20 protein-coding genes and 1 pseudogene are annotated in these 25,424 nt (G+C 62.6%); 14 read left to right on the top strand and 7 right to left on the bottom strand.

Annotated features, from left to right (window positions below):
- The first annotated feature begins 44 nt into the window (after nt 1–44).
- Nucleotides 45–1,139 carry an NAD(P)-dependent alcohol dehydrogenase gene (locus AC5Y6X_RS23010; protein ID WP_499989460.1) on the top strand — a complete coding sequence of 365 codons (1,095 nt, stop codon included), beginning with the start codon at nt 45–47 and terminating at the stop codon, nt 1,137–1,139.
- Nucleotides 1,140–1,207: 68 nt separating this feature from the next.
- Here the strand turns inward: AC5Y6X_RS23010 and AC5Y6X_RS23005 are convergent, their stop codons facing one another.
- The gene (locus AC5Y6X_RS23005; protein WP_499989459.1) at nt 1,208–2,041 is read right to left on the bottom strand and encodes an enoyl-CoA hydratase/isomerase family protein; all 834 of its coding nucleotides are present in this window, start codon (nt 2,039–2,041) and stop codon (nt 1,208–1,210) included.
- 59 nt (nt 2,042–2,100) lie between these two features.
- Between AC5Y6X_RS23005 and AC5Y6X_RS23000 the strand changes: the two genes are divergently transcribed.
- The gene (locus AC5Y6X_RS23000; protein WP_145958890.1) at nt 2,101–2,883 is read left to right on the top strand and encodes a FadR/GntR family transcriptional regulator; all 783 of its coding nucleotides are present in this window, start codon (nt 2,101–2,103) and stop codon (nt 2,881–2,883) included.
- Between the two features lie 23 nt (nt 2,884–2,906).
- On the opposite strand, the gene AC5Y6X_RS22995 is transcribed toward AC5Y6X_RS23000, so the two are convergent.
- Nucleotides 2,907–4,433 (bottom strand): class I adenylate-forming enzyme family protein, encoded by a 1,527-nt coding sequence (locus AC5Y6X_RS22995; protein ID WP_499989458.1) that lies wholly within the window; start codon nt 4,431–4,433, stop codon nt 2,907–2,909.
- Between the two features lie 213 nt (nt 4,434–4,646).
- Here AC5Y6X_RS22995 and AC5Y6X_RS22990 point away from each other — a divergent pair, with 213 nt between their 5' ends.
- The 8 genes and pseudogenes from AC5Y6X_RS22990 (at nt 4,647) to AC5Y6X_RS22955 (ending at nt 14,298) form a co-directional block, all read left to right on the top strand.
- Entirely contained in the window at nt 4,647–5,744 is a 1,098-nt protein-coding gene (locus AC5Y6X_RS22990) for a hypothetical protein (protein ID WP_499989457.1), read from the top strand.
- Between the two features lie 187 nt (nt 5,745–5,931).
- Nucleotides 5,932–6,391: pseudogene (locus AC5Y6X_RS22985) on the top strand (enoyl-CoA hydratase-related protein).
- A gap of 434 nt (nt 6,392–6,825) precedes the next feature.
- On the top strand, nt 6,826–8,274 hold the full coding sequence (locus AC5Y6X_RS22980; protein WP_499989456.1) for an aldehyde dehydrogenase: 1,449 nt from the start codon (nt 6,826–6,828) through the stop codon (nt 8,272–8,274).
- A gap of 85 nt (nt 8,275–8,359) precedes the next feature.
- Nucleotides 8,360–9,442, top strand: a complete 1,083-nt coding sequence (locus AC5Y6X_RS22975) for an SMP-30/gluconolactonase/LRE family protein (protein ID WP_499989455.1) — start codon at nt 8,360–8,362, stop codon at nt 9,440–9,442.
- A 51-nt stretch (nt 9,443–9,493) separates the two neighbouring features.
- The gene (locus tag AC5Y6X_RS22970; RefSeq protein WP_499989454.1) at nt 9,494–10,744 is read left to right on the top strand and encodes a cytochrome P450; all 1,251 of its coding nucleotides are present in this window, start codon (nt 9,494–9,496) and stop codon (nt 10,742–10,744) included.
- Between the two features lie 30 nt (nt 10,745–10,774).
- Complete coding sequence (locus AC5Y6X_RS22965) at nt 10,775–11,944, top strand: acyl-CoA dehydrogenase family protein (RefSeq protein ID WP_499989453.1); 1,170 nt, start codon at nt 10,775–10,777, stop codon at nt 11,942–11,944.
- A 78-nt stretch (nt 11,945–12,022) separates the two neighbouring features.
- Nucleotides 12,023–13,219, top strand: a complete 1,197-nt coding sequence (locus AC5Y6X_RS22960) for an acyl-CoA dehydrogenase family protein (protein ID WP_499989452.1) — start codon at nt 12,023–12,025, stop codon at nt 13,217–13,219.
- The gene (locus AC5Y6X_RS22955) at nt 13,216–14,298 is read left to right on the top strand and encodes an acyl-CoA dehydrogenase family protein (protein WP_499989451.1); all 1,083 of its coding nucleotides are present in this window, start codon (nt 13,216–13,218) and stop codon (nt 14,296–14,298) included. Before AC5Y6X_RS22960 ends, AC5Y6X_RS22955 begins: the two co-directional genes overlap by 4 nt.
- Before the next feature lie 119 nt (nt 14,299–14,417).
- Here AC5Y6X_RS22955 and AC5Y6X_RS22950 read toward each other — a convergent pair whose 3' ends face one another.
- Entirely contained in the window at nt 14,418–17,234 is a 2,817-nt protein-coding gene (locus tag AC5Y6X_RS22950; RefSeq protein ID WP_499989674.1) for an MMPL/RND family transporter, read from the bottom strand.
- Between the two features lie 59 nt (nt 17,235–17,293).
- Nucleotides 17,294–17,716, bottom strand: coding sequence for an MmpS family transport accessory protein (locus tag AC5Y6X_RS22945; RefSeq protein ID WP_499989450.1), 423 nt, complete (start codon nt 17,714–17,716; stop codon nt 17,294–17,296).
- A 183-nt stretch (nt 17,717–17,899) separates the two neighbouring features.
- On the opposite strand from AC5Y6X_RS22945, the gene AC5Y6X_RS22940 reads away from it, so the two are divergent.
- The 4 genes from AC5Y6X_RS22940 to AC5Y6X_RS22925 all read left to right on the top strand — a co-directional run bounded on the left by AC5Y6X_RS22940 (nt 17,900) and on the right by AC5Y6X_RS22925 (nt 23,581).
- A complete protein-coding gene (locus AC5Y6X_RS22940; RefSeq protein WP_499989449.1) occupies nt 17,900–18,592 on the top strand; it encodes a TetR/AcrR family transcriptional regulator in 693 nt (230 codons plus the stop codon).
- Between the two features lie 187 nt (nt 18,593–18,779).
- Nucleotides 18,780–19,325 carry an MmpS family transport accessory protein gene (locus AC5Y6X_RS22935; RefSeq protein ID WP_499989448.1) on the top strand — a complete coding sequence of 182 codons (546 nt, stop codon included), beginning with the start codon at nt 18,780–18,782 and terminating at the stop codon, nt 19,323–19,325.
- Nucleotides 19,322–22,252 (top strand): MMPL/RND family transporter, encoded by a 2,931-nt coding sequence (locus AC5Y6X_RS22930; protein ID WP_499989447.1) that lies wholly within the window; start codon nt 19,322–19,324, stop codon nt 22,250–22,252. Before AC5Y6X_RS22935 ends, AC5Y6X_RS22930 begins: the two co-directional genes overlap by 4 nt.
- Nucleotides 22,253–22,297: 45 nt before the next feature.
- Complete coding sequence (locus AC5Y6X_RS22925; RefSeq protein WP_499989446.1) at nt 22,298–23,581, top strand: acyl-CoA dehydrogenase family protein; 1,284 nt, start codon at nt 22,298–22,300, stop codon at nt 23,579–23,581.
- A gap of 22 nt (nt 23,582–23,603) precedes the next feature.
- Here AC5Y6X_RS22925 and AC5Y6X_RS22920 read toward each other — a convergent pair whose 3' ends face one another.
- From AC5Y6X_RS22920 to AC5Y6X_RS22910, 3 genes are all read right to left on the bottom strand, one after another.
- Nucleotides 23,604–24,107, bottom strand: coding sequence for a DUF5078 domain-containing protein (locus tag AC5Y6X_RS22920; protein ID WP_499989445.1), 504 nt, complete (start codon nt 24,105–24,107; stop codon nt 23,604–23,606).
- Nucleotides 24,108–24,172: 65 nt separating this feature from the next.
- Entirely contained in the window at nt 24,173–25,087 is a 915-nt protein-coding gene (locus tag AC5Y6X_RS22915; RefSeq protein ID WP_499989444.1) for a crotonase/enoyl-CoA hydratase family protein, read from the bottom strand.
- A gap of 15 nt (nt 25,088–25,102) precedes the next feature.
- Nucleotides 25,103–25,423 carry a hypothetical protein gene (locus AC5Y6X_RS22910; protein WP_499989673.1) on the bottom strand — a complete coding sequence of 107 codons (321 nt, stop codon included), beginning with the start codon at nt 25,421–25,423 and terminating at the stop codon, nt 25,103–25,105.
- Nucleotide 25,424 lies beyond the last annotated feature (1 nt).

Below are 25,424 nucleotides of genomic sequence, written 5' to 3'. Positions count from 1 at the left end.
TCGACCGACAGCAATCACACCAGCCCCAGAAGGTAGGAAGCGGTATGAAGATTACAGCGGCAGTTCTCCGTGAAGCAGGCGCATCGATGTCAATCGAAACCCTCGACCTCGATGAGCCACGAGCGAACGAGATCATCGTCGAGATTGCAGGCTGTGGTGTGTGTCATACGGATCTGTCACTTCGTGACGGAGCGTGGCCGTATCCCTTGCCGGCCGTCGTCGGTCATGAAGGAGCAGGCACAGTCGTTGAGGTTGGTTCGGCCGTAAGCACTTTGGCGATCGGGGACCGGGTCGTTTTGTCTTTCGGCTTCTGCGGCGCGTGTCCGTCATGTCTTTCGGGCTCGCCCGCGAATTGCCCGAACATCTCGCAGATCAACATGGTCGGCGCCCGAGTGGACGGATCAGTGACAATGTCGCAGGGGGGTGACCCGGTTCATGGATCGTTCAATGTGCAGTCGTCGTTCGCGACCCACGCGCTAACCGAAGAACGCTTCGCAATCAAACTTCCAGACAGCGTTCCGTTGGAAATCGCCGGAACACTCGGCTGTGGCATCCCTACCGGTGCGGGCGCAGTGCTCAATGCACTTAGGCCGCTGCCGGGATCTACCGTTGCTGTCGTCGGTATGGGCGCAGTCGGATTGGCAGCCGTTGCAGCCGCGAAGTACAGCGGATGCTCACGCATAGTCGGTGTCGACCTCAAATCCACCCGTCTCGATCTTGCGTGGCAGTTCGGCGCCACAGACGTCATTGATGCCAACTCGAAAGACTCGATTCAAGCCATCCACGAATTGATTCCGGGTGGAGTCGATGGTGCGGTGGAGGCAAGCGGAACCAAAAAGGGGCTCCATGATGCCTTCATGTCGACCAAGCCCAGCGGGACCACCGTACTGGTGGGAGCCGCCCCGGTCGGGACGCAGTATGAACTCGATTCTGTTTCCTTGCTCTCCGGTCGCATACTTCGCGGATGCGTAATGGGCTTGGCCAATCCGCCGGTTTTCATCCCGCAGTTAGCGCAGATGTGGGAGCAGGGACTGCTGCCGATTGAAAAGATGACCAAGACCTTCAAATTGAGCGACGTCGATACGGCGTTGGCAGCAGTGGCTGATGGGTCAGTCGTCAAACCTGTGCTGATTCCCTAACTTCATTCGCGAGCGCAGCGGAAGGCATCGTGTCATTAGCTCGACCGCCCAGTCTGGCCGAGCCTCGATCAGCGGAGCCGGTAATCTCTGCCCGCTCTGGGGGGTTGCCATTGGGGTTGGCGGCGCTCCGTGTACGCCTTTGGACCCTCGGTAGCGTCGGGGTGGTTCCAATGGCTCCTCACGAGGGCCCATCCGAGATCAGTGGCTTGCGTGTAGCCCATGTCGAGGGACTTCCAGAGCGCTTCCTGCGACACGGCCATCGCCCGAGGTGAACCTTGCATCATGAGGCGAGCCATCTCGTCTGCGGCGGGTAGCAGTTCCTCTACTGGATATACTTCGTCGACTAGACCCAACTGGTAAGCGCGTTGGGCGGGCATGCGGTAGTGCTTGCCCATGAGCGTCATGCGCAATGCCGATCCCAATGGCAAACGCCGGGTAAGCCCGATATTTTCGATGGCACCTATCTGGCCGACACTGACGTGTGTATCCATAAACGCAACGGTCTCGGCAGCTAGCACGATGTCAGCATCAACCACAAAATGCAGGCCTGCACCGGCAACGAGGCCATTGACCGCGCAGATAACCGGCTTCCACACGGAATTTTGCCTCGCGGTGTACCTGACGTCTTGGTCGTACGGCCCGTCGTTCCGTGGGGCATCACCGGCAAACTCCGCTGCGCCGACGTCGGCTCCGGTGCAGAAGTGGCGATCGCCCGATCCGGTCATGATAGCAACGCGAATCGCCGGATCATCGCGGACCGCCGCCCAGGCTCGGGCCAGGTCGTCGCCCAGGTCGACGGTCAATCCGTTGCCTCGGCCAGGTCGGTCGAGCGTCAGCAATGCAACGCCGTCACGAACTTCATAGCGCAGGCCGGACGGTCGAGTTTGACTGTTGGATTCCAACTTGGCCTCCTGATAGTTGGCTCGACGGCGAAACCGTGCAGTAAGGGTATCCTCTATGCGTGGGCAAATCGGAATCTGCGAATTCGTCGGCGATGTCGCGTGCGTGGATTGAGCCGCCGCCGGCGGTTGTCAGCGGGACGAAATTGAAGTTGGCGGAGTTGACGGCGATGCGGATTGAGGCCGAGATCATCCGGCAGGGGTGGCCCGAGGGTAAGCAGTTGGGTTCTGAGCCGGAGCTGTTGAAGTGGCTCAATGTCAGCCGTGCGGTGTTTCGTGAGGCGGTGCGCCTGTTGGAGCATCACGGTGTAGCCGCGATGCAGCGTGGTTCTGGTGGGGGTTTGATTGTGCGCCACCCGGATCCGTCCTCGGCGGTGCGTCCGGTGGCGTTGTATCTGGAGTATGCGCGGGTCAGCACTGCCCAGTTGATGGCGGTACGTTCTGCGCTGGAGACTCTTGCGGTGCAGTTGGCCGCTGAGGTGCTGACCGAGTCTGATATCGCTACGCTTCGTGAGTGTTTGGATGAAGAGCGTGCTATCGGTCCTGAGATTGATGTCCACATCCATGACTTTCATATAGTGGTGGCTCGGATCAGCGGTAATCCCGCGTTGTGGATGTTCATCGAGATTTTGGCGCAGTTGACTCACGACAGGCCGGGGCCTGCAGCGCTTTTCACGCCTGGGGTGACGTTTCAGCGGCCGCAGGAAACCCTCGACGAGATCCATCGCGCGCATGCGGCCATCGCCGAGGCGATCATCGCCGGGGACGCGGCCCTGGCGTCGCGGCGCATGCTCAAACACCTCAACAGCATCGCAGCTGCCGTCACACCCACACGTGGCCAATAACATTGCGCAGCACCCGGATTCCATCACGGCGCGCCACCACGGTGTCCGTCTCTGTCAGTTGCCGCTGCAACCAAGGCGCGTACTGCCCCCCGCGCGACCTTCATCGACTGTGTGCGAGGAAGGGCGTCGAGGATCATCAGGTCCACGGGCGTCTGATAGCCAGTCAATCGTGCGCGAGACCAAGAGATCAAATCGCTTGGCGTTGGCGGTGCGATTCCCGACACCAGTTCGACCACCGCGACGGGAACCTCGCCCAGGCGAGCATCCTTCTTAGCCACAACGCAGGCCTCCCGAACGGCGGGATGATTCTCCAGGACTGATTCAACGTCGGCCGGCCACACTTTGAAGCCCCCGCGGGTGATGACTCCGTCTGAGCGGCCCTCTAGCCACAGGAAGTCATCTTCGTCGATCCGAGCAAGGTCGCTTGTTCTAGTCCAACTGCCGCTGAGGTGTGCTGACCTGACTTCTAACGTTCCTCGCTCACCCACGGGGACGGGAACGCCATTGTCATCAACTACGCGTAGCTCGGTCCCCGGAAGTGGTCGGCCCACACTGCCGCGCTTGGCACCGATCCACCGGGCGTGATCGGGTGCTGTCCAGCCTGCGATGGCGCCGGCGAACTCCGTGGCACCGTAATTGACCAAGATAGCCACGCCGTAACGATTCTCGAAGTCGCGCCATAGAGCGCTCGACAGTGGAGCACTACCGCAGAGAACAACTTCCGTAGCGTCGAAAGCGTCAACTGGAACGTCGGCCTCATACAGCATTCGTAGGGCGGCAGGGACAAGCCCCACGACGCGTGGACTGTGACGTCGAAGCGCCGCCACGAACCCATCGACGGTAAAACGTTCGAGCAAGCAGGCCTTCCGACCTTCCACCATGGTGCGCAGTGCTGCGTCGAATCCCGCCATATGAACGGGAGGGTTCATCAGAATGACCGTTCCAGACCGCAGCGTGGCTTTTCCGTCAGCACCGGCGGCATGGTGATTGCGACCATGCCGCAGCGTCTGTTCCAACGCGTCGTAGCGCAAAGACACGCGCTTCGGCGGCCCCGTTGTTCCGCTGGTGCCCATCCGCACGGCGACGTCGGCATCTGCGCTCCGTTTCATGGGCGGACGACTGTTCGGTCGTACGCTGACTTCAGCGAACTCCGCGCGTCCAGTTCCGAGTGAGACGCCGATGGCGCCGACAGCGGAGATGGCATCTCGCAGTGCCTGATCCAGCAGGTGTTGATTTCGGACCATGACGATCTGCGGCCGAAGTCCGTCTAGCTCCTCGGCCAACGACTGAGCGCTCTTGAGAGGACTGAGTGGGATGAGGGTGCTACCTGTCGAGAGGACCGCCGCCATCGTCGCGAAACTTGTGAAGCAGTTCTCCATTACAACAGCGATGTCGGCGGGTAGTAGCACGCCGTTCTCGGCAGCGATTTCGACCAGGCGATCCTGCCACCGGGCTATGTCATCCCAAGTCCACCAACGACCTTCGGCTTCGACTGCTGGAGCCCGACGATCCAAGTTGACCAAGCGATTCAGATGGTCAGGCAGCCACACAAGAGTCTCCTCCGGTCGTCGCCCGCATCCCGTCCTTAGGACGGCATGCAAGGTCTCAGTATACTTTGAATCGGACAAATAGTACACTGATTGTGTTTGGCGCATACTGGACCGACTAGGAATGGGATAGGACGGACCTTGACACGAACCCCACCCCCTGATTTCGCTGAGTACCAATGGCTCCGCGATTGGTGCAAACCTCGCGCGCAAGTTGTGGACAACGGCTTCGTGGTTCGTGAGGTCATCAGTCCGGGAGACATTCTCTACGACGTGCAACTGTTTCATGTCGAAGCGGACGGGAGCGTGCTCGCTGGTGACATAGGCGGCCAGCCGCAGCGCGGGTGGGACGCGGAGAACGGCCACGGGGCGATCTATCGAATCCGACCCGACTATGAGATCGAACCCGTAATGCCGGTTGGTAATACGGGCAAGGCTATGGTCCTGTGCCCGGTTGTCGCACCATCGTGGTTCGGGCCGTATGCAGGCGACATCTTCTTCGTCGGCCAGGCCCATCCCGGCCGGGCCGGCGCGACGCGGAAACACCTGGTTTTTAGGTTGCCCGCGGGAAGCAACACCCCGGAATTCTTCGCCGAGCCGCCACACGCAGGAACTGCGGGAGACGGAATACCAGGTGCATTGGTGACCGGTACCTTCGGCCGGCCTGCAACGGCGCACGAGGGTACTTGGTTCGTCATGTCACTGATGAACCGGACCATCTACAGTGTTCGCCCTGATCGTTCGTGCACGGTCTTCGCGTCCCTGAACGAGGACACGATGGATGGCAAGGCGGTGATGCCCCTCGCGATCTTCTATGCGACTGAACACTGGGGAGATCTTGAGGGAGAACTGATCATGGCGGGTATACCGGATACATCGTTTACGGAATCCGCCAAGCCCGGGCTGGATCTTCACTATTGGAGACTCACAGCCGACGGCATTGATCCCGAGATGCTGCCGGACCGCCGTTGGGGTCTGGTCCTTCCGAACGGACCCGCGGTCGCTCCTGAAGGTTTCGGGCAATTTGAAGGTCACGCATTCGTGTCCGATGAGGGTTCAACGAATCAGATGCACACCACGATGGTGGAAGATGGACCTCTGCCCTACGACGCCAAGATTGTGCGCATAGACCCCGACGGCAATGCGCACGATTTCGTTATGAATCTTCAGGGCGGCGCGGGCACATTGGTTTTCGCCGGAGATCGGCTGCTTTATGGTCAGATTCGGAAGAGCTATTCAACTGGCGATTATCATGAGCCGGATTCGTCCGTCTACGAGATCCGGTATATAGGTGGCGATACGGACGAACCCTAACCGGTCGGCGTCGTTCGTCGGCTGGCGGGGTTGAGTGGGGACAACGTGCTGCGCGAGCCACGATGACCTGCGAGCGCAGATTCGATCATTCGAAAGCCACGCGAGGGGCGCAAGATCCTGCAATAAGACTGATGTGATAACCCACTGTGTCTGACCGAAACTCGGTCGATACCGGTGACAAGAGCTCATCGGGCAACGAGGTCCTGGACAGGCTGTGCTTATCGAGCGACGCGGTCGCATCCTGCTCATTACGATCAATCGTGCCAACGCGCGGAATGCGGTGAACGCCATGGTGAGTCACGGCTTGCCGCAGCTGTCGACCAACTCGAAGGTGACGCCACTTTATCGGCCGCCATATTGCAGAGCAGTGACGGAATATTCAGCTCTGGAATGGGTTCTCTCGGCCTTGTGAATGTGATAGCCAGGCCCAGGAGAGTTCTTGATGCGGCGTTGGATCTGGCGGAGCGCGTCACGGCTAACGGGCCGCTAGCCGTAGCAGCGACGAAGTCGAGTCGAGCAGTTGGGCTAAGGACGAAATGTGGGATGACCAGATGAAGTTCATCGGTCCCGTGTTCAGTTCGAATGGTGCAAAGGAAGGCGCCACCGCTTTCGCGGAGAAGCGGTTCCCGAACTGGTCGGCCAGCTGACGGGTAGCCGGGCAGCCGCACTGTCCATGCGTGGTCAGGTGCCTGATACCTACTGCGAAGTAATGCCTTTGGCGTGTGGCGACGTTGTCCTTGATTCGTAGGCCGTTCTCGCCGCGGTGCAAGCCGGCAGCGCAGTGCCGTATGTTCATCCCGTGCCGTAGACAGGCCAACCGCAAACAGTGTACTATTTGACGCCATGGTTGGCACAGATGCGCCTTTCTGCGCGGCATGGCAAGCAATCGGACGGTCGATGAACGTCGACACGCGACGGTCGGGGGCAGCCGACTGGTGCGGGACGGCCGGCAGATCCCCTTGCCCTCAATTCCTGATACTTCGCGGAAGGCTGTATACCGGCAGTAGGCGGGCGCATCAGCGGCGCGTACGGCACAACGCCGCGTCGATCTTCTTTGCCCAGACAGGGATACGGAGTTGTGATGTTCAAGCGTGATCAGCTTTTCATCGGCGGTCAGTGGGCGACGCCCAGCAGTGGACAGACCATCACCGTCTATGACAGTGCCACCGAGGAGCCCGTCGGCGTGGTGCCTGAGCCCACCACTGCCGAAATCGATCGAGCTATTGCTGAGGCCCGGCACGCGTTCGACGAAGGCCCGTGGCCACGAATGATGCCCACTGAGCGCGCGGCGTACCTCATTCGCATCGCCAAAGCCCTAGATGAGCGCACTGAAGAGCTCGCTCGCACACAGACCCAAGAAGTGGGATGTCCCTACTTGTTCTGTCTCTACGGGCACGCCCGCGCCGGCGCCGGATGGTTCCGGTACTACGCCGAGATGGCCGACTCGGAATTGTGGACACAGACTCGATCGAGGTCCGACGGCCTTCCTACGTCGACGCTTGTCCGTGAACCGGTAGGCGTGGTTGCGGCGATCGCCCCCTGGAACGCGCCACACTATCTATGCTGCAGCAAGCTCGCTCCGGCGCTTCTTGCCGGCTGCACGGTTGTTCTCAAGCCGGCCGCTGAGGCCGCCTTGGACGGCTACCTGTTGGCCGATGCCGTCCATGCTGCCGGGTTGCCTCAGGGCGTTGTGAGCATTTTGCCTGGCGGCCGTGATGCCGGTGACCACCTCATCCGATCGACTCAGATCGATAAAGTCAGCTTTACCGGGAGTACAGCAGTAGGTCGGCATATCGCTGCCGTTGCCGGTCAAAACCTCGTTCGCGTGAGCCTCGAACTCGGCGGCAAAAGTGCTGCCATCATCGCCGATGATGCCGAACCCGACAAAGTTCTTCCCACGCTGGTGTTCGGCTCCACAGTCAACAACGGCCAAGCGTGTGCTGCGTTGACGCGAATCTTGGTTCCGCAGCCACGGCTGTCGGAGTGGACAGATGCGATCGGCGCCGCGTTCGACGCGATCGAAGTCGGCGATCCATTTGACGAGAAGGTAACGGTAGGCCCATTGGTCAGCAAGCGGCAGCAAGACCGAGTGCTCGGATACCTTTCACTCGCTAGGAAAGAAGGTGGCAAGTTTGTCGCCGGTGGTGGAACGCCTCCCGAACTCACCCGAGGTTGGTACATCGCTCCGACTGTCATCGCCGGACTCACAAACCACGCGCGTGTGTCTCGGGAAGAGATTTTCGGTCCGGTAGTAGTAGTCCTGCCGCACCAAGGGGACGAGGATGCCGTCCGTATCGCGAACGACTCCGAATACGGATTGTACAGTGCGGTCTACAGTTCTGACGAGGAAAGGGCGCGCTCGATCGCGGCAGGCGTGCGCGCCGGAGGCTGCGTCATCAACGGGGTCTTCCTCGACAACGCCACTCCATTCGGTGGATATAAGGCCTCTGGAATCGGGCGAGAGGGCGGACCTGAGGGGTTCTGCGAGTACACCGAAATCAAGAGCATCACAGTGCTTCCTCAAGGTTAACCGGCGCAGGAACGCGCGAGTCGAATGGTCGGCAGAGGAGTCGGGCGCGCGAACTCGACGCAACGCGGACAGCGAGGGTGAAGAAGTGACGGAACGACGCAGCGTCCGGTTAGTTGGCGTAATCGAGGGATGCACCAACCCCGAAAGCGCGGAACTTCTCGACGATGGTGAGACCATCGTGTTCGGTAATTGCGCACTAACGCTCGGTGTTTCGAGCTTCCGGGGCGGGATGGGGGTGGTCTACAGACGCGGAGAATCGTTCATCTCCCGCGCACGACTCAACGAGAGCGGCACGCTATCTGTTGAGGAACGCCGCCTGGTGGATGGGCTCACTGCAACCCTGGGTTGTGACGTATTGCGGACTGACACCGCGGCGTTTCCGCGAGGAACCGTTTTCCATGTCGCCGGCGGTGGCCCAGTTACTGCCGATGGCGTCGAGCTAGTCGATCCAGACCCCCACGTGCTGATCTACGACCCGGCTCGCGGCGAGGTTTTGGGACTGCTACCGCTGAATGCTGAAAGTCGAATTGGCGAGCGGTTCAACGGACTCGAACAACCGAACGGCTGTGCGGTCGATACCGGAGGCAACCTATTCGTCACCGATATTCCGAACACCAACCCCGATCCGGATCCGGCCGCACCGCCGCCGGTACCACCGGCGGTGTATCGCATCCCGGTCGATGCGATTGCACCTTTGATAGCTGGCGCTCGGGAATCAGCCGATGCCGTCCAACGCGTCGTAATGCCGGGGTATGTCAACGGGGTGACCGTCTCTCCGATCGATGGGCGTGCTTATGCGGTCAGCTGCTCGACAATCGACCCCGCAAATGGGGGACTGTATCGGCTCGATCATCAGGATTTTGAAACCGAGCTGCAGCCGCCGCCAGTTTACAGAGACTTGGGTGTCCTTGATGGCGTTGGGATTACGCGTCGCGGCACGGCCCTGGTATCAAACCCGCTGGAAGGAAACATCGTCGCGATACCGCCCGGCGGACGGCCAATGGTCCTTGATCAGGGCGCAGACTGTCCGGTCCGATTTCCCGCCGACTTCAATGTCGTCTACCCGCGGGTGCTGGAGGGCGAGCCGGCGCTCCTCGTACCCGACATCGGGATCGGCTCTGAACCGGGCGCCGCGACCGTCGCCGTGCTCGACATATCAGGCTTGTGATACCCGCTCTGAATACATCGCCGTCGAATTCTTTCGAAAGGTGCATCACACATGACGACCGACTTGAAGATTCCGAGTCACGTCCCGCCCGAACTCGTCGTTGACTACGACCCCGTAATCGGACCGGAGGTAAACGCGTTCCCGCCATCCGCTCTCGACGGCGGCTTACGGGAGCGGTATCGGGTGTTCTACACGCCGTTTGGCGTCGGGCACTGGGTGTTCACTCGGTACGCGGACATCCGTGCGATCTATGAGGATCCGGAGCTGTTCGTTCAAGAGGGAACGTTACCTGGGGTTGCAGGCACGTTCGCGGCGTCAATGATTCCGCTGACCCTCAACCAGCCCGAGCATCGCTCGTGGCGCAAGGTGCTGCAACCCATGTTCAGTCCGAAGCGGCTGCGGAGTCTGGAGGACATCATTAGGCAGACGGCGGTCGAGCAGATACGCGAGATCGGCCCGGCGGGGCGATGCGACCTCGCGACGGACTTTGCGATTGCCCTTCCGGCAGCGACCTTCTGCGGACTGCTCGGGTTGCCTCAGAGTGACTTTCGTTCATTCAATCAGCTCGCTTTCGACATGGTCTATACGCCGGACCAGGTACGGAAGGAGCAAGGCCACGAAGCGGCGATGGCATTCCGCGTGGCAAAAAGCCAAGAGATAGTAGGTCTGGTGTCGGAGCTCATCGAGAGGCGCCGCACCGAGCCGAGCGGTGACATCGTGTCGTTCCTGCTGTCAGCCGCGTACGAAGATCGACCGCTGACGGACGCCGAGATCCTCAACATCACGCATCTGCTGTTTTTCGCCGGAACGGACTCCACAGGCGCAATGATCACCTACAGCCTGATGTTTCTGGCAGCTCATCCTGAATACAAACAGCGCCTGCTGGACTCACCGGAGATCATCCCGCAGGCCACTGAGGAACTCATTCGCTATCACGGATTTCACAACATCACCCGCGACGTCTCCCGCGATACCGAGTTCGCTGGCGTACAGCTCAAACGTGGCGACCGAGTCATGTTGCCAAACGGAAGCGCAAATCACGACAGCAGGATGTATCCAGCGGGAGATACGGTCGATTTTGATCGCCAACCGCGTGGCGCAGTTACTTTCGGCGCGGGTCCGCACAGATGCATAGGTTCGCCACTGGCGGTGCTGCAAGTCAAGGTCGCGTTAGAAGAGTTCGTGAAAGCGTTGCCGGACTACGCGATCGCACCCGACGACGTCGTCAAGTACGCATGCATGACCAATAAGTCGATCCCCAGTCGCGTTCCCATCGTCTACACGCCACGGACGTTCGGCTAGTCGGCGCATGTCTATCCCTAGGAGGACCGCATGACACCCTTCCGCCCGAGCATGTTCACCGACGAGCACGACGCATTTCGAGCGATGGTGCGCGACTTCGTCGACCGGGAAATCAATCCCAACATCGACACATGGGAACACGCGGGCATATTTCCGGCCCACGAACTCATGCCGAAACTAGGACGACTCGGACTGCTTGGCTTGGAGTACGACGAAGCGGTGGGAGGTGCTGGCGCCGACCATAGCTTTTCAGTGGTGTTGGGCGAAGAGCTGGGTCGTATCGATGCAGGCGGCGTGTCGATGGGGATTGCCGTACAGACTCATATGGCTACGCCCTCATTGGCGGAGTTCGGCTCTGTTGAACTGAAGGACAGGTACCTGAAGCCAACGATCGCCGGCGAGATGGTGTCCTCGATAGCCGTGACCGAGCCGGATGCAGGTTCAGATGTGGCCGGGATACGAACCAAAGCCGTGCGTGACGGCGGTGACTGGGTGATCAGCGGGACCAAAACCTTCATCACAAATGGAACGCAGGCGGACTGGCTCTGCTTGCTCGCGCGGACCTCTGACGAAGGCGGATACCGCGGAATGAGCCAAATTGTATTCCCGACGAACACCCCGGGATTCTCCGTCAGCAACAAGCTGCGCAAGCTTGGGAACAAATCCTCAGACACAGCCGAGCTGGCATTCGACCGTTGCCGTGTGCCGGTGTCGAACACGATCGGAACGATCGGCCGTGGCTTTCAGCAACAGATGCGGCAGTTTCAGCCGGAGCGCATGATCGCGGTGTATATCGCGGTCGGACAGATCGAAAGAGCCCTTGAGCGCACAGTCGACTATCTGCGGAGTCGAGAGGTGTTCGGGAAGCCACTGCTCGAGCACCAACACATTCAGATGAAACTCGCCGAGCTGGTCGCAGAACTGGACATGCTGCGTCAGTACAGCTACAGCACGGCGGAGGCATACAGGCGAGGGGAAGACACGAGCTACGCGGCTACGATAGCCAAACTGACCGCGGGGCGGTTGAACCGCCAGGTCTCCGACACACTGATCCAATTCCACGGTGGCATCGGGTATATGGAGGAAACCTGGGTATCGCGTTACTTTCGCGACAGCCGGCTGCTTTCCATCGCCGGGGGCGCCGATGAGGTGATGCTACGAACCCTCGCCAAGATGTCGGGTTGGCCGACGTCGCCGTGATGTGCACCATGCTGCCCGTTGCCCTGTCGAGATGACGGTCGAGGGTGTCAGTACCAACGTCAATGGAGGTTGCTTCTCATGGACTTGAATTACGGACCCGAGTATGAACGGTTTCGGGACGAGGTCCGCGCATTCATCGCCGATGAGTGGAACGAGGGAAGCAAGCGCTCTGATGCCGAAGCTGTTGGCCAGCTCCGGAGACGTGCCATCGAACGTGGTTACCTATACCGTCACGTGCCCAAAAGGTTCGGTGGCTCTGGACAAGAACCCGATGGGCTACGGGCGGAGATCATTCGAGAGGAGTTCGCTGCCGCAAAAGCGCCGTACCAGGTCGAGGGTATTGGCGTCGAGATGGTTGTGCCGACCTTGCTCGAGTGGGGTGAGGAGTGGCAGAAGGCGAGGTTCATTCCCCCCACCCTGTTTGGTGAGATGGTGTGGTGCCAAGGTTATAGCGAGCCAGGCGCCGGCTCGGATCTCGCTTCGTTGTCGACCTCTGCCATTCTCGAGGATGGCCACTGGATCATCAATGGACAAAAGATCTGGACAACCAACGGGCACAGAGCCGACTTCATGTTCGCTCTGGTCAGGACCGAGCCAGACGCCCCGAACAAGTGGGCGGGACTGTCCTATCTTCTGCTCGACATGAATCAGCCGGGTGTTGATGTTCGACCTCTGCGCCAGATCGATGGCGGTGCGGAATTCAACGAAGTTTTTTTGACTGATGCGACCACCCCGGCAGACCACATCGTCGGAGAGCGGGGCCAAGGTTGGTCCGTAGCCAATAGCACCCTTAAACATGAGCGTGCGATGGTCGGCAGCGCGAAACGGTCAGAAGCTCTGTTCCGTAGTCTGGTGAAATTGGCGCAGCGCGCTGATATCGACGGGATACCCGCGATCGAACACGATCACATCCGAGATCGCCTCGCCGTACTCATGGGATACCTAGAGGCACATCGTTTTTCGGAGTTTCTGCAATTTACTCGTGCGCTCAGCGGACAAGTAGCTGGCCGGCTCAGATACAAGAACAAGCTGATGAACACCGACTTCGGCCAGCAGGTGGCCGCACTCGCCCTCGAGATTCTCGGCGAAACAGCAGCGTTGGCGCCGCGCCCGAAGGCGAAGGGGGCAGTCCCAGGGAACGAAAGGTGGATGACTCAGTTCCTTGGATCTCTGGGGTTGTCGATCGCCGGCGGTACCTCAAACATTCAGAGAAACATCATCGCGGAGCGCGGTCTAGGACTTCCGCGTGATCGAAACGCAGGAGCGCGGTCATGAAGTTCGATCTCGACGAAGATCAGCGCACCATCGCCGAAACTGTGGACGATCTGATGTTGCGCAAGTTTCCGCTCACACGGGTACGACACGTGGTTAATGCAGACGCGGAAAGGGATCGGGTGCTCGAGGAGTTGCACACTGCGCTTTCCGAACTTGGCGTTTTCGGGATGGTGGTCCCCGAAGAGTTCGGTGGAGCCGGCCTAGAGTTGCTCGATGTAGCAGTCGTCGTCGAGCGGCTCGGTTATGCGGCTGCACCGGGTCCCCTGCTCGGGCCTGTCGTTGGAGCGCTGGCCCTTCAGAGGTGTGATGCAAGCGCATTGCGTGACAAGTGGTTAACGGCTATCGCTCACGGGGACACTCGAGTGGCTGTCGCGTACGCTCCCAGAATCAGGTGGGACGGCCATGCATTCGCATTCAAATCTAATGCGGCTGGTGATAGCAGTGTATCGATCATGGGGGGCGAGGATTGTGTTGAATTGCTTCTGGTGGCGACGCCGGATGGAATCGTTGCCGTAGAGGACATTACGGATACGGGTCCAGCGCAGCCACTCGATGGTCTGGATCCAACGAGAATGGTGTCATCGATCAAGCTGACCGGACGTCACGGTCAATTGTTGTCTGGCGATCCAGGCTTGACGACGGACGTACCTAATGCTGCAAGGGTCTTGCTGGCTGCCGATGCGTACGGCGGATCATCGAGGTGCGTAGATCTCGCCGTCGAATACGTTAAGACTCGCGAACAGTTTGGCGTTCCGATCGGAGCCTTTCAGGCGGTCAAGCATCAACTTGCCGACATGGATGTGGCAACTGAGCCCGCGCAAGGCCTCTACTGGTATGCAGCACACGTCTTCGATCGCCAGCCCGCAGAAGCTGTCAAGTATGCAGCGCTTGCCAAAGCGCACATCACCGAGCGCTACGTCGAAGTCGCTCGCCAGCTGATAGAGGTCTATGGCGGAATCGGTTTCACATGGGAATGCGACGCTCATCTCTTCCTGAAAAGAGCAGTACTCGACCGGCTGCACTTCGGACTGCCGCGAACCCTGCGCAGCATCATTGCCCAGGAGTCGGGTTGGAGATGACGCGTGGAAATCGCCCCGCCACGGCTCACTGCTGCGTTTGAACAGCAATCGGATCATCACGATCTCGAAGTTAGGGGATGCCGTATTCATGGACGTCTAGCCGGGCCGCGCGCAAACGTTCAGTCGGTATAGGCGAGGGAACGGTGCGGCTCGACCGGCCGCGACGGAACCCTGGGCGGGCGGGAACGCACCCGCATCGGCCACCAGAACCAGCGGCCCAGCAGCGCGGCGATGGACGGCGTCATGAAGGCACGCACGATCAGCGTGTCGAACAGCAGGCCGAGGCCGATCGTGGTGCCGACCTGCCCGATCATCCGGACGTCGCTGACGACCATGGACGCCATCGTGAACGCGAACACCAGGCCCGCGTTGGTCACCACCTTGCCGGTGCCGCCCATCGAACGGATGATGCCGGTGTTCAGGCCGGCGTGAATCTCCTGCTTGAACCGGGAGACCAACAACAGGTTGTAGTCGGAACCCACGGCCAACAACACGATGACCGACATCGCGAGCACGATCCAGTGCAATTGGATTCCCAGGATGTGCTGCCAGGCCAGCACGGACAGCCCGAAGGAAGCGCCCAGCGAAATCGCCACCGTGCCAACGATCACCGCGGCGGCGACCAGCGCGCGGGTGAGGATCAGCATGATGATGAAAATCAGGCACAGCGACGAGATTCCGGCGATCACCAGATCCCATTTGGCGCCCTCGGAGATGTCCTTGAAGACCGCCCCGGTTCCGGCCAGGTAGATCTTCGCGTCCTCCAAAGGCGTCCCCTTGGTTGACTCTTCGGCCGCGGTGCGGATCTTGTCGATGCTCGCGATGCCCTCGGCCGATGCGGGGTCTCCGCGATGCAGGATGATGAAGCGCGCCGCGTGCCCGTTCGGCGACAGGAAGCTGTTCATCGCGCGCTTGAAGTCCTTGTTCTTGAAGACCTCCGGCGGCAGGTAGAACGAGTCGTCGTTCTTGGACGCGTCGAAGGCGTGGCCCATCGCCGTTGCGTTGTCGCTCATCTCGTCCATCTGGGCGAAGATTCCCGACATGGTGCTGTGCATGTCGAGCATCATGGTCCGCATGTTCTCCATGGTCGCGATCATCGGCGGGAACTGGGCGATCATCTGCGGCATCAGCCGATCCAGATCCTTGATGTCGCCCACCAGCGTGTCGAGCTTGTCGGTGATCTGATCGACCCCGTCGAGCGCGTCGAATATCTGCCGAATCGACCAGCACATCGGGATGTCGAAACAGTGCTTCTCCCAATAGAAATAGCTACGGACCGGCCGCCAGAAATCGTCGAAGTCCGCGATGCGGTCGCGTAGGTCCTTGGTGATCTGCTGCATCTCCTCGGTGTCGCCGACCATGCGGTGCGTGGTGGCGACGAGCTGCCGCATCAGGTCGTACATCCGCTGCATGGTCGCGATCGTCTTGGTCATCTCGTCGGCCTGCTTGAGCATGTTGTTCATCTGGTCGCGCTGGTATTTCATGCTCTGCATCTGAGCGGCGCTCTGCATGCTCATCTGGAACGGGATCGACGTGTGATCCATCGTCGTTCCGTCGGGCCGCGTAATCGCCTGCACGCGCGAGATCCCCGGAACCCGGAAGATGCCCTTGGCCAACCGGTCGAGGACCAGGAAGTCCGTCGGATTGCGCATGTCGTGGTCCGCGTCGATCATCAGGATCTCCGGCTTCATCCGGGCCTGCGAGAAGTGGCGATCCGCGGCCATCAGGCCCGCGTTGGCGGGGATGAAGTCGGGCAGGTACCCGCGGTCGTTGTAATTGGCCTTGTAGCCGGGCAGGGTCACCAGGCCGACGAGGGCGATGCCGAACGTGACGGCCAGAATCGGCACCGGCCAGCGGACCACCGCGGTGCCGATCCGTCGCCAGCCGCGGACCCCGAGCTTGCGCTTCGGATCGAACACGCCGAACCGGCCGGCGACGATCAGCACCGCGGGGCCGAGCGTCAGCGCGACCGCCACCGCGGTCAGCATCCCGACCGCACACGGAACGCCGAGGGTCTGGAAGTACGGCATCCGGGCGAAGCTGAGGCAAAACGTCGCCCCGGCGATGGTCAGGCCGGAGCCCAGGATGACGTGCGCCGTCCCGCGGTACATGGTGTAGAAGGCCGTTTCCCTGTCCTCGCCGGCCTGCCGGGCCTCCTGGTAGCGGCCGACGATGAAGATCCCGTAGTCCGTGCCGGCCGCGATCGCCAGCGAAGTGAGCAGGCTGACCGCGAAGGTGGACAGCCCCAACAGGCCGAAGTGGCCCATCAGCGCGACGGCCCCTCGCGCCGCGGTCAATTCGAGTCCGACGGTGACCAACAGCAGGACCACGGTGGCGATCGATCGGTAGACGAGCAGCAACATGATGAGGATCACCGCGATCGTCGTCGCGGTGATCCTGAGCATCGACTTGTCGCCGCTGTGGTGCAGGTCGGCGGCGAGCGCCGCCACCCCGGTCACGTAGACCTTGACCCCGGGCGGCGGTGGGGTGCTGTTCACGATCGTGCGGACGGCGTCGACGGACTCGTTGGCCAGCAGCTCGCCCTGATTGCCGGCCAGGTTCACCTGGACGGTGGCGGCCTTGCCGTCGTTGCTTTGCGCGCCCGCGGCCGTGAGCGGATCGCCCCAGAAGTCCTGGACGCTCAGCACGTGCTTCTTGTCGTCGCGCAGCTTGCGGATCATCGCGTCGTAGAACTTGTGCGCGTCGTCGCCCAGGGGCTGGCTGCCCTCCAGCACGATCACCGCCGAGCTGTCGGTCTCGCCCTCGTTGAACGCGTGGCCGATGTGTTGCAGCGCCACGAACGACGGCGCGTCCCGGGGGCTCAGCGACACGGACCGCTCCTGCCCGACGACTTCCAGCGACGGGACGAACAGGCTCAGCGCGACCACGATCCCGACCCAGAACAGGATGATCGGCACCGCGAGGCCGTGGATCATCCTGGCGAGGAACGGACGGTCGGCGTGGGTGTCGGCAGTGCTGGCGAATTGTGTTGTGGTCACGCGGATTTCACCAGGCAGAAGGTGTAGGCGTGGACCTCGTTGGAGATTCTTTCGGCCTTGACGACGTCGTCGACGGTGATGCGGCAGCCGACGCTGTCGCCGCTGGCGCGCGCCACGAGGCTACCCATCACGGCGGCCTTGTCGGTGGTGACGCGCAGCGCCCACGGCAGCGCGGCCCCGTCGACGCGCTGGGGGTCGCCGTTGACGTCGAAGTAGCTGATGTCCGCGGTCGTGCCGGGCGGGCCGAAGACCTCGTAGACGATGCGTTTCGGGTTGAACGGCTTGGGGTTTTGCAGGTTGCTGTCCGCGTAGGATTCCCGCTTTGCGGAGCCGAAGTAGCCGTGCACCCGGAACACGATGAACCCCCCGATCACCAGTACCGCCACGATGACCAGTGGGATCCATGTCCGGGACAGCACCTTGAAAATTCGGAATCCCTTTCAACGGTCGGCCCGAGTGCGAAGCAGTAGCGGTGGGACCGTTGACTCCTTCCCCTCGCGCGCTGGAGTGTAACGCTTACCACGTGCGTAACAGAGGGCTCGGTGTGGGCTCGGTGTGGGCCAGCGCAAATCACACGATGTGCGTTATACAAATCACACGATGTGCGTTATCCTCACCCGGTGGCGCAACTCACATTTCAGCGCGCCCGCACCGAGGAGAACAAGCGTCAGCGTGCGGCGGCCCTCGTCGAGGCCGCGCGCTCGCTGGCGCTCGAGACCGGCGTCGCCTCAGTCACTTTGACCGCGGTCGCCGGCCGCGCCGGGATCCACTACTCCGCGGTGCGCCGCTACTTCACCTCGCACAAGGAGGTGCTGCTGCACCTCGCCGCCGAGGGGTGGGCGCGCTGGTCGGCCACCGTGTGCGAGGAGTTGGCCAAGCCCGGGCCGATGACGCCGGCGCGGGTGGCCGAGACGCTGGCCAACGGGCTGGCCGCCGACCCGCTGTTCTGCGACCTGCTGTCCAACCTCCACCTGCACCTCGAGCACGAGGTGGAGATCGACCGGGTGGTCGAGATCAGGCGCAACATCGCCGCCGCCGCGGTCGCGCTGGCCGACGCCATCGAGCGCGCGCTGCCCGCGCTGGGCCGTTCCGGCGCCTTCGACATCCTGATCGCCGCCTACTCGTTGGCATCGGCCTTCTGGCACATCGCCAACCCGCCGGAGCGGCTCACCGACGCCTACGCCGAGGAGCCCGACGCCCTTCCGCCGGAGTGGAACATCGACTTCGCGTCCGCCCTCACCCGAGTGCTGACGGCCACCTGCATCGGCCTCATCTCGGAGTCGGAGTCGTCATGAGGTCGTCATGAACAGGAAAGGAGACCAAGGCGCTGTGGCTTGGCGAACTGCAACCCGTGCGAACGACGCCGAGGTTTCCGAGCGCTCGGGGGGCAGTGCGGTGGCCAACGCGTTCAAGAGGGTCATCGCTAGGGTTACGCTTAGGCCAACTAATGTTTCGGCCCGTGGGGGAGGACTTGAAGCGCCCATGACGACGACTGAGCCAAGGACCGAGCCGCTGAGGAAGCAGGACTCCGCCGGCGGCGAGGGCAACAAGGTCGCCCCGCAGCGCACCAAGAAGGGGTTGCTGAGCCGTTTCTGGCTGGTGCTCACGATCGCAGCTGTCGTCGCGGTATCGGGATTCGTGGTGTACCGGCTGCACGGCGTCTTCGGCGTTCACCGCGGTTCGTTCGGTGGCGGCACCTCGGGCGAGGTCCTCGACGAGTTCAACGCCAAGACGATCACGCTCCAGGTCTGGGGCCCGCCGGGCAGCACGGCAACCATCAACTACCTCGACGAGAACTCCCACCCGCAGCAGGCCCTCAACGTGCCCCTGCCCTGGAGCAAGGTATTGAGTTCGACCAAGCCCGGCATCCCGGCAAACCTGGTGGCGCAAGGAGACGGCAGTTGGATCGCCTGCCAGTTCGTGGTGAACAAGCACGACGGGAGCGGTGACGTCATCAAGACCCCGAATCGGTCGGATCCCAATCAAACCGTGAACGCCTTCGTCTACTGCCTGGACAAGTCCGCATGAGCGAGCCGGGCGAGGCTCCGCCGCGCGTCGATCAGCCGCTGATCCCGCCGTTCCTGCCGCGGATGATCCATCGGCTGGCCCTGCCGATCGTGCTGGTGTGGCTGGGCATCGTTTTCGTCACCAACACCGTGGCCCCGCAGCTGGAGGTCGTCGCCAAAACCCACTCGGTGTCGATGAGTCCGACCGACGCGGCATCCTTTCAGTCGATGATGAAGGTCGGATCGACGTTCAAAGAGTTCAACTCCGACAACTCGGCCATGATCCTGCTGGAGGGCGACAAGCCACTCGGGCCGGAAGCGCACCGCTACTACGACGAGATCGTCAGGCGCGTCGAGCAAGACAAGAAACACGTTCAGCACGTCCAGGATTTCTGGAGCGATCCGCTGACGGCGGCGGGTTCCCAGAGCCACGATCAGAAGGCCGCGTACGTCCAGGTTTACCTCACCGGCAACATGGGCGGCGGGCAGGCGACCGAGTCCGCCTTGGCCGTCCGCAAGATCGTGGACTCGGTGCCCGCGCCGCCGGGAATCAAGGCTTACGTCACCGGGGCGGGTCCGCTGTTCGCCGATCAGTCCCACGCGGGTGAGAAGGGCGTCGCGACGGTCACGCTCGTCACCTTCCTTGTCATCGTGCTGATGCTGTTGTTCGTCTACCGCTCGTTCGTCACCATGCTGATCATGCTGGGGATGGTGTTCATCGAGCTGGCGGCTGCCCGCGGTGTCGTCGCGACGCTCGGTAACTACGGCGTCATGGGGCTGTCGACCTTCGCCAACAACATGCTGGTGCTTATGGCGATCGCCGCCGGGACGGACTACGCGATCTTCGTGGTCGGGCGCTATCACGAGGCCCGTGGTCTGGGCGAGACCCGCGAACAAGCGTTCTACACCATGTTCCACAGCACCGCGCACGTCGTGCTGGGATCGGGCCTGACCATCGCCGGCGCGATGTATTGCCTGAGCTTCTGCCGGCTGCCGTACTTCCAGTCGCTGGGGGTGCCCTGTGCGGTCGGCATGCTTGTCGCGGTGCTCGCGGCCTTGACGCTGGCTCCGGCGATCCTGACGGTGGCGTCATTCTTCAAGCTCCTGGATCCGAAGCGAAAGCTGCAGACTCGGGGCTGGCGTCGCATCGGCACCGCGGTCGTCCGCTGGCCCGCACCGGTTCTCGCGGTGACGGTCGGGGTCGCGCTGGTTGGTCTGCTCGCCCTGCCCGGTTACAAGACGGACTACGACAACCGCCACTTCCTGCCGGCGGACACCCCGGCCAATGTCGGTTATGCCGCCGCGGACCGGCACTTCGACCAGGCCCGGCTCAATCCTGAGCTGTTGATGATCGAGACCGATCACGACCTGCGTAACCCGGCCGATTTCTTGGTCCTGGACAAGGTTGCCAAGGCGGTGTTCCACATCCCCGGCATCGGCCGGGTCCAGACCATCACCCGGCCGTTGGGCACGCCGCTCGACCACAGCACCCTCGGTTTCCAGATGAGTGCACAAGCCGCAGGGCGGATCCAGACCCAGCACTATCAGGAGGAGCAGGCGGCAAACCTGCTCAAGCAGGCGGACGAGCTGCGCAAGACGATGGCAACGCTGCGTGAGCAGATGCAGGTGACCCAGGACCTCAGCAACACGACGCACGAAACCACCAGGCTCACAAAGGAAACCGTGCGGATCACTGAGGCGTTGCGCGACGACATCGCCAACTTCGACGACTTCTTCCGGCCGATCCGCAGCTACTTCTATTGGGAGAAGCACTGTTTCGACATTCCGGTCTGCTGGGCGCTACGGTCGGTCCTGAACGCGCTCGACGGCATCGACCAGGTGGCCGAGAACATCGTGGAGCTCAGCGCGAACCTGGACAAGCTGGATCGGATCCAGCCGCAGCTGGTGGCGCTGATCCCGCCGCAGATCGAGAGTCAGCAGCACAACCTCGACACCATCATGTCGAACTATGCGATCACACAGGGTCTCAACGACCAGGCGAAGGCGCAGGCCGACAACGCCACCGCCCAGGGCGATGCCTTCGACAAGGCGAAGAACGACGACACGTTCTACCTTCCGCCGGAGGCGTTCAAGAGCCCGGACTTCGCCCGGGGTCTCAAAAATTTCATCTCGCCCGACGGCCACGCCGTCCGGTTGATCATCTCCCATGAGGGCGACCCGGCGAGTCCTGAAGGCATCAAACACATCGAACCGATCAAGCAGGCCGTGCACGAGGCGATCAAGGGCACGCCCTGGGAGGGCGCCAAGGTCTACCTCGGCGGCACCGCCGCGACGTACAAGGACATGCACGACGGCTCCAACATCGACCTGCTGATCGCCGGAATTGCCGCAGCCACACTGATTTTCATCATCATGCTGGTGATCACCCGAAGCGCCGTGGCCGCCTTTGTGATCGTCGGTACGGTGTTGCTGTCACTGGGCGCCTCGTTCGGACTCTCCGTGCTGCTATGGCAGTACATCCTGGGCATGAAGTTGCACTGGATGGTGCTGGCAATGGCGATCATCCTGCTGCTGGCGGTCGGCTCGGACTACAACCTGCTGCTGATATCGCGGTTCAAGGAGGAAATCCACGCGGGGCTCAGAACGGGGACGATCCGCGCGATGGCCGGTTCGGGCTCGGTGGTGACCTCCGCCGGTCTGGTGTTCGCCGCGACCATGGCCACGTTCATGTTCAGCCCGCTGCTGGTGATGGCCCAGGTGGGTACGACGATCGCGCTGGGTTTGTTGTTCGACACCCTGGTCGTGCGAGCGTTCATGACACCGTCGCTGGCCACCCTGCTCGGGCGCTGGTTCTGGTGGCCGCAGCACGTGCGTCCACGGCCGGCCAGTACCATGCTGCGACCGTACGGACCGCGTCCCGCCGTGCGCGATTTGCTCCTCAAGGACGCCGACGAGCGCCCGGCGGGCGGGGTGGTACAGGCGCGCTGATCCTTGCATTGACAGCGTCGCCAGCATAGCAGAACGTAGACCACCATGGCGTGGGACTTCTCGACCGATCCGGACTTTCAGCGCAAGCTCGACTGGGTCGAGGAGTTCTGCCGCGAGGAGATCGAGCCGCTGGGGTTGGTGTTCCCCTACGCGGTCCGCTCGCCCGACCCCGCGGTGAAGGCCTACGTCCGGGGCCTGCAGCAGCAGATCAAGGACCAGGGGCTGTGGGCGATCTTCCTCGACAAGGAACTGGGCGGCCCCGGCTTCGGGCAGCTCAAGCTGGCGCTGCTGAACGAGGTCATCGGCCGCTATCCGGCCGCCCCGCAGATGTTCGGCGCCGCCGCCCCCGACACCGGCAACATCGAGATGCTCGCCGCCTACGGCACCGAGGAGCAGAAGCGGCGCTGGTTGCGGCCGCTGCTCGACCAGGAGATGTTCTCGGCCTACTCGATGACCGAGCCCCAGGGCGGGTCCGACCCCAACCTGTTCAAGACGCGCGCCGTGCGCGACGGCGACGAGTGGGTCATCAACGGGGAGAAGTGGTTCACGTCGGCGGGCCGCGTCGCCGACATCCTCTTCGTCATGTGCACCAACGGCATGTTCGTCGTGCCGCGCAAGACGCCGGGGGTGGAGATCCAGCCGGAGCCGCGCAACCACAACCACATCGTCTACCGGGACGTCCGGGTTCCGCTCGACCACCTGCTCGGCCCCGAGGACGGGGCGAAAACCCTGGCGCAGCGCCGCCTCGGCGGCGGGCGCATCCACCACGCGATGCGCACCATCGCCCAGTGCAAGCTGGCGTTCGACATGATGTGCGAGCGGGCGCTGTCGCGGGAGTCGCACGGCAAGGTGATCGCCGAACACCAGATGGTGCAGGAGAGGATCGCCGACTCCTACGCCGCGATTCGCATGCTGCGGCTGTTGGTGCTCGAAACCGCTTGGAAGATCGACAATTCCAGCACCAAGGACGCCCGCACCGACATCGCGACCGTCAAGTTCACGATGGCCAGGGTGCTGCGCGAGGTGTCGTTCAACGCCCTGCACATCCTCGGGTCACTCGGCACCACCGACCTCACCCCGTTGCAGGCGATGTATGCGGGCGCGCCGGCGATGGGCCTCGCCGACGGCGCCGACGAGGTGCACAAGGCCACCGTGGCCCGCCGCGTGCTCCGGGACTACCGGCCGCAGGAGCACCCGTACTGGCCCACCGAGTACCTCCCCGCCAAGCGCGCGGCGGCGTGGGCGAAGTTCGAGCCGAAGTTTGCGGCCGACCCCGAGTTGCGCGCGGCGGCGGAGGCCTACCAGAAGTACTTTTCCGGCCGGCGCTGACTCGAGCGGCCGCGACTCCGCGTTACTGCACCCGACCCTTGGGAGGTCCAGGCCACCCAGGCGGACCAGTTGGCTCGGCCCAGTCCCAGACCGACATGTCGCCGGGCGGGTACTGGTTGCAGATGTCGGTGGCCTTGGCGACGACGCCCTTGTTGTTGAAGAAGATCTTCATGTGGTTGGGCCAGGCCTCCCACAGCGGATCGCCCTGGGGCGCATAGAAGTTCTCGGAATAGTTCCTGCGGTCCCCCGGCGACAGCGAGTAGAACCAGTGCGCCTTGTCGATCGTCGCCTGCTGGACGTTCGGGTGGTTGTCGAAGTCGATCATGTAGCGCTGGTAGTACACCGGGCTGGTGTCCCGGGCGGCCGCCAGGATCTGCTCCGCGTCGCAGGTGGTGTTGATCATCCGGCGCGGGATCGGGAAGTCTTCGGTGGAATCGGCCGTGGCGGTCGTCGGGAAAATCGCAGCGGCGACGCCCAGGGCGAGGAACATGGTGCCTGCACGCAGGCTGGTGCTGAGCCGAGACATAGAGGCTACGGTAGCACTTTCCCGGGTCCCGCGAACAGCGGATCGAAAATTCGTAACCTAGCTTACTAAGCACCGCTATCAGGGACGATGACGTGCGACGGGTCCGGCCGCAGCTCGGCGGGGGCCTGGCTGTAGTCGCCGAACGGGCCGTCGCGGCGCTCGACCGCGGCCCGCACACCCTGGGTTTGGGCCGTGTTGATGAAGTCGAGCGCGTCGGGGGTGTTGCGCATCAGGCCGTCGAGGATGCCGCCCAGCGTCTGGGTCGACGCCAGGCCCATGTTCTCGTAGGCCTGGTTGACGATCAGCTTCTGCGCCTGCAGCTGGGACAGCGGGATGCGGGCCAGCTCGGTGGCGATCTCGGCGACCCGCGCCTCGAGGCGCTCGAACGGCACCGCCTCGTTGATCAGCTCCACCTCGGCGGCCTGCACGCCGGTCAGCGGCCGGCCCGTCAGCGAGTGCCATTTCGCCCTGGCGAGGCTCAACCGGTACAGCCACATCCCGGTCAGGTAGGCCCCCCACATCCGGCTGTACGGGGTGCCGATCACCGCGTCCTCGCTGGCGACGACGATGTCGGCGCACAGCGCGTAGTCGCTGGCCCCGCCCACGCACCAGCCGTGGACCTGGGCGATCACCGGCTTGGACGCCCGCCAGATGGCCATGAACTTCTGCGTCGGCCCGGTCTCGCGGGCGGTGACCATCGCGAAATCCTTGCCCGGGTCCCACCGGCCGTCGGTCATCATGGCATCGCCCCAGTGCTGGAAGCCGCCGCCGAAGTCGTAGCCGCCGGAGAAGGCGCGGCCGGCGCCGCGCAGCACGATGACCTTGATGTCGGGGTCGCGCTCGGCGCGCCCCACCGCCGCCTCGATCTCGTCGGGCATCGGCGGGACGATCGTGTTGAGCTGGTCCGGGCGGTTCAGCGTGATGGTGGCGACCGGTCCGGCCGTGCTGTACAGCAGCGTCTCGAAGTCTGGCTGTTTCATAGCGCCAAGTGTCGGTCAGGGCTGTTCGGCGGGCGGATCGGGTTCGCGGTTTTCCGGGTCCGACGCGTAAATCCGGTCACCGATCTTCAGGTAGGGCGTCGTCAGGTAGGCCGTCAGCACGACGATGGCGCCGAAGATCAGCGTCGTCATGACACCGTTCGGCCAGAGTTGGCCGGTGCCGAAGGCGAAAAAGAGGATGCCCAGGGCCGACACCCCCCAGTAGAAGTAGCGGCCCTTGCGACGGTCGGCGATGAAGCGAAACCGCGACTGCGCCCAACCGGCGAGGATCAGGACCAGCCCGGCGACGATCAGGCCGAGTTCGATGACGTCGAGGATC

The organism is Mycobacterium sp. NGS26 (assembly GCF_059813025.1).
This window is presented reverse-complemented; position numbering and strand designations above follow the sequence as displayed.

Excerpts from the sequence above, each read along its gene's own strand:
- AC5Y6X_RS23010 (WP_499989460.1), top strand. The coding sequence starts at position 45 with ATGAAGATTACAGCGGCAGTTCTCCGTGAAGCAGGCGCATCGATGTCA.
- AC5Y6X_RS22980 (WP_499989456.1), top strand. The coding sequence starts at position 6,826 with ATGTTCAAGCGTGATCAGCTTTTCATCGGCGGTCAGTGGGCGACGCCC.
- AC5Y6X_RS22970 (WP_499989454.1), top strand. The coding sequence starts at position 9,494 with ATGACGACCGACTTGAAGATTCCGAGTCACGTCCCGCCCGAACTCGTC.
- AC5Y6X_RS22965 (WP_499989453.1), top strand. The coding sequence starts at position 10,775 with ATGACACCCTTCCGCCCGAGCATGTTCACCGACGAGCACGACGCATTT.
- AC5Y6X_RS22960 (WP_499989452.1), top strand. The coding sequence starts at position 12,023 with ATGGACTTGAATTACGGACCCGAGTATGAACGGTTTCGGGACGAGGTC.
- AC5Y6X_RS22955 (WP_499989451.1), top strand. The coding sequence starts at position 13,216 with ATGAAGTTCGATCTCGACGAAGATCAGCGCACCATCGCCGAAACTGTG.
- AC5Y6X_RS22950 (WP_499989674.1), bottom strand. The coding sequence starts at position 17,234 with ATGATCCACGGCCTCGCGGTGCCGATCATCCTGTTCTGGGTCGGGATC.
- AC5Y6X_RS22935 (WP_499989448.1), top strand. The coding sequence starts at position 18,780 with ATGACGACGACTGAGCCAAGGACCGAGCCGCTGAGGAAGCAGGACTCC.
- AC5Y6X_RS22930 (WP_499989447.1), top strand. The coding sequence starts at position 19,322 with ATGAGCGAGCCGGGCGAGGCTCCGCCGCGCGTCGATCAGCCGCTGATC.
- AC5Y6X_RS22925 (WP_499989446.1), top strand. The coding sequence starts at position 22,298 with ATGGCGTGGGACTTCTCGACCGATCCGGACTTTCAGCGCAAGCTCGAC.
- AC5Y6X_RS22920 (WP_499989445.1), bottom strand. The coding sequence starts at position 24,107 with ATGTCTCGGCTCAGCACCAGCCTGCGTGCAGGCACCATGTTCCTCGCC.
- AC5Y6X_RS22915 (WP_499989444.1), bottom strand. The coding sequence starts at position 25,087 with ATGAAACAGCCAGACTTCGAGACGCTGCTGTACAGCACGGCCGGACCG.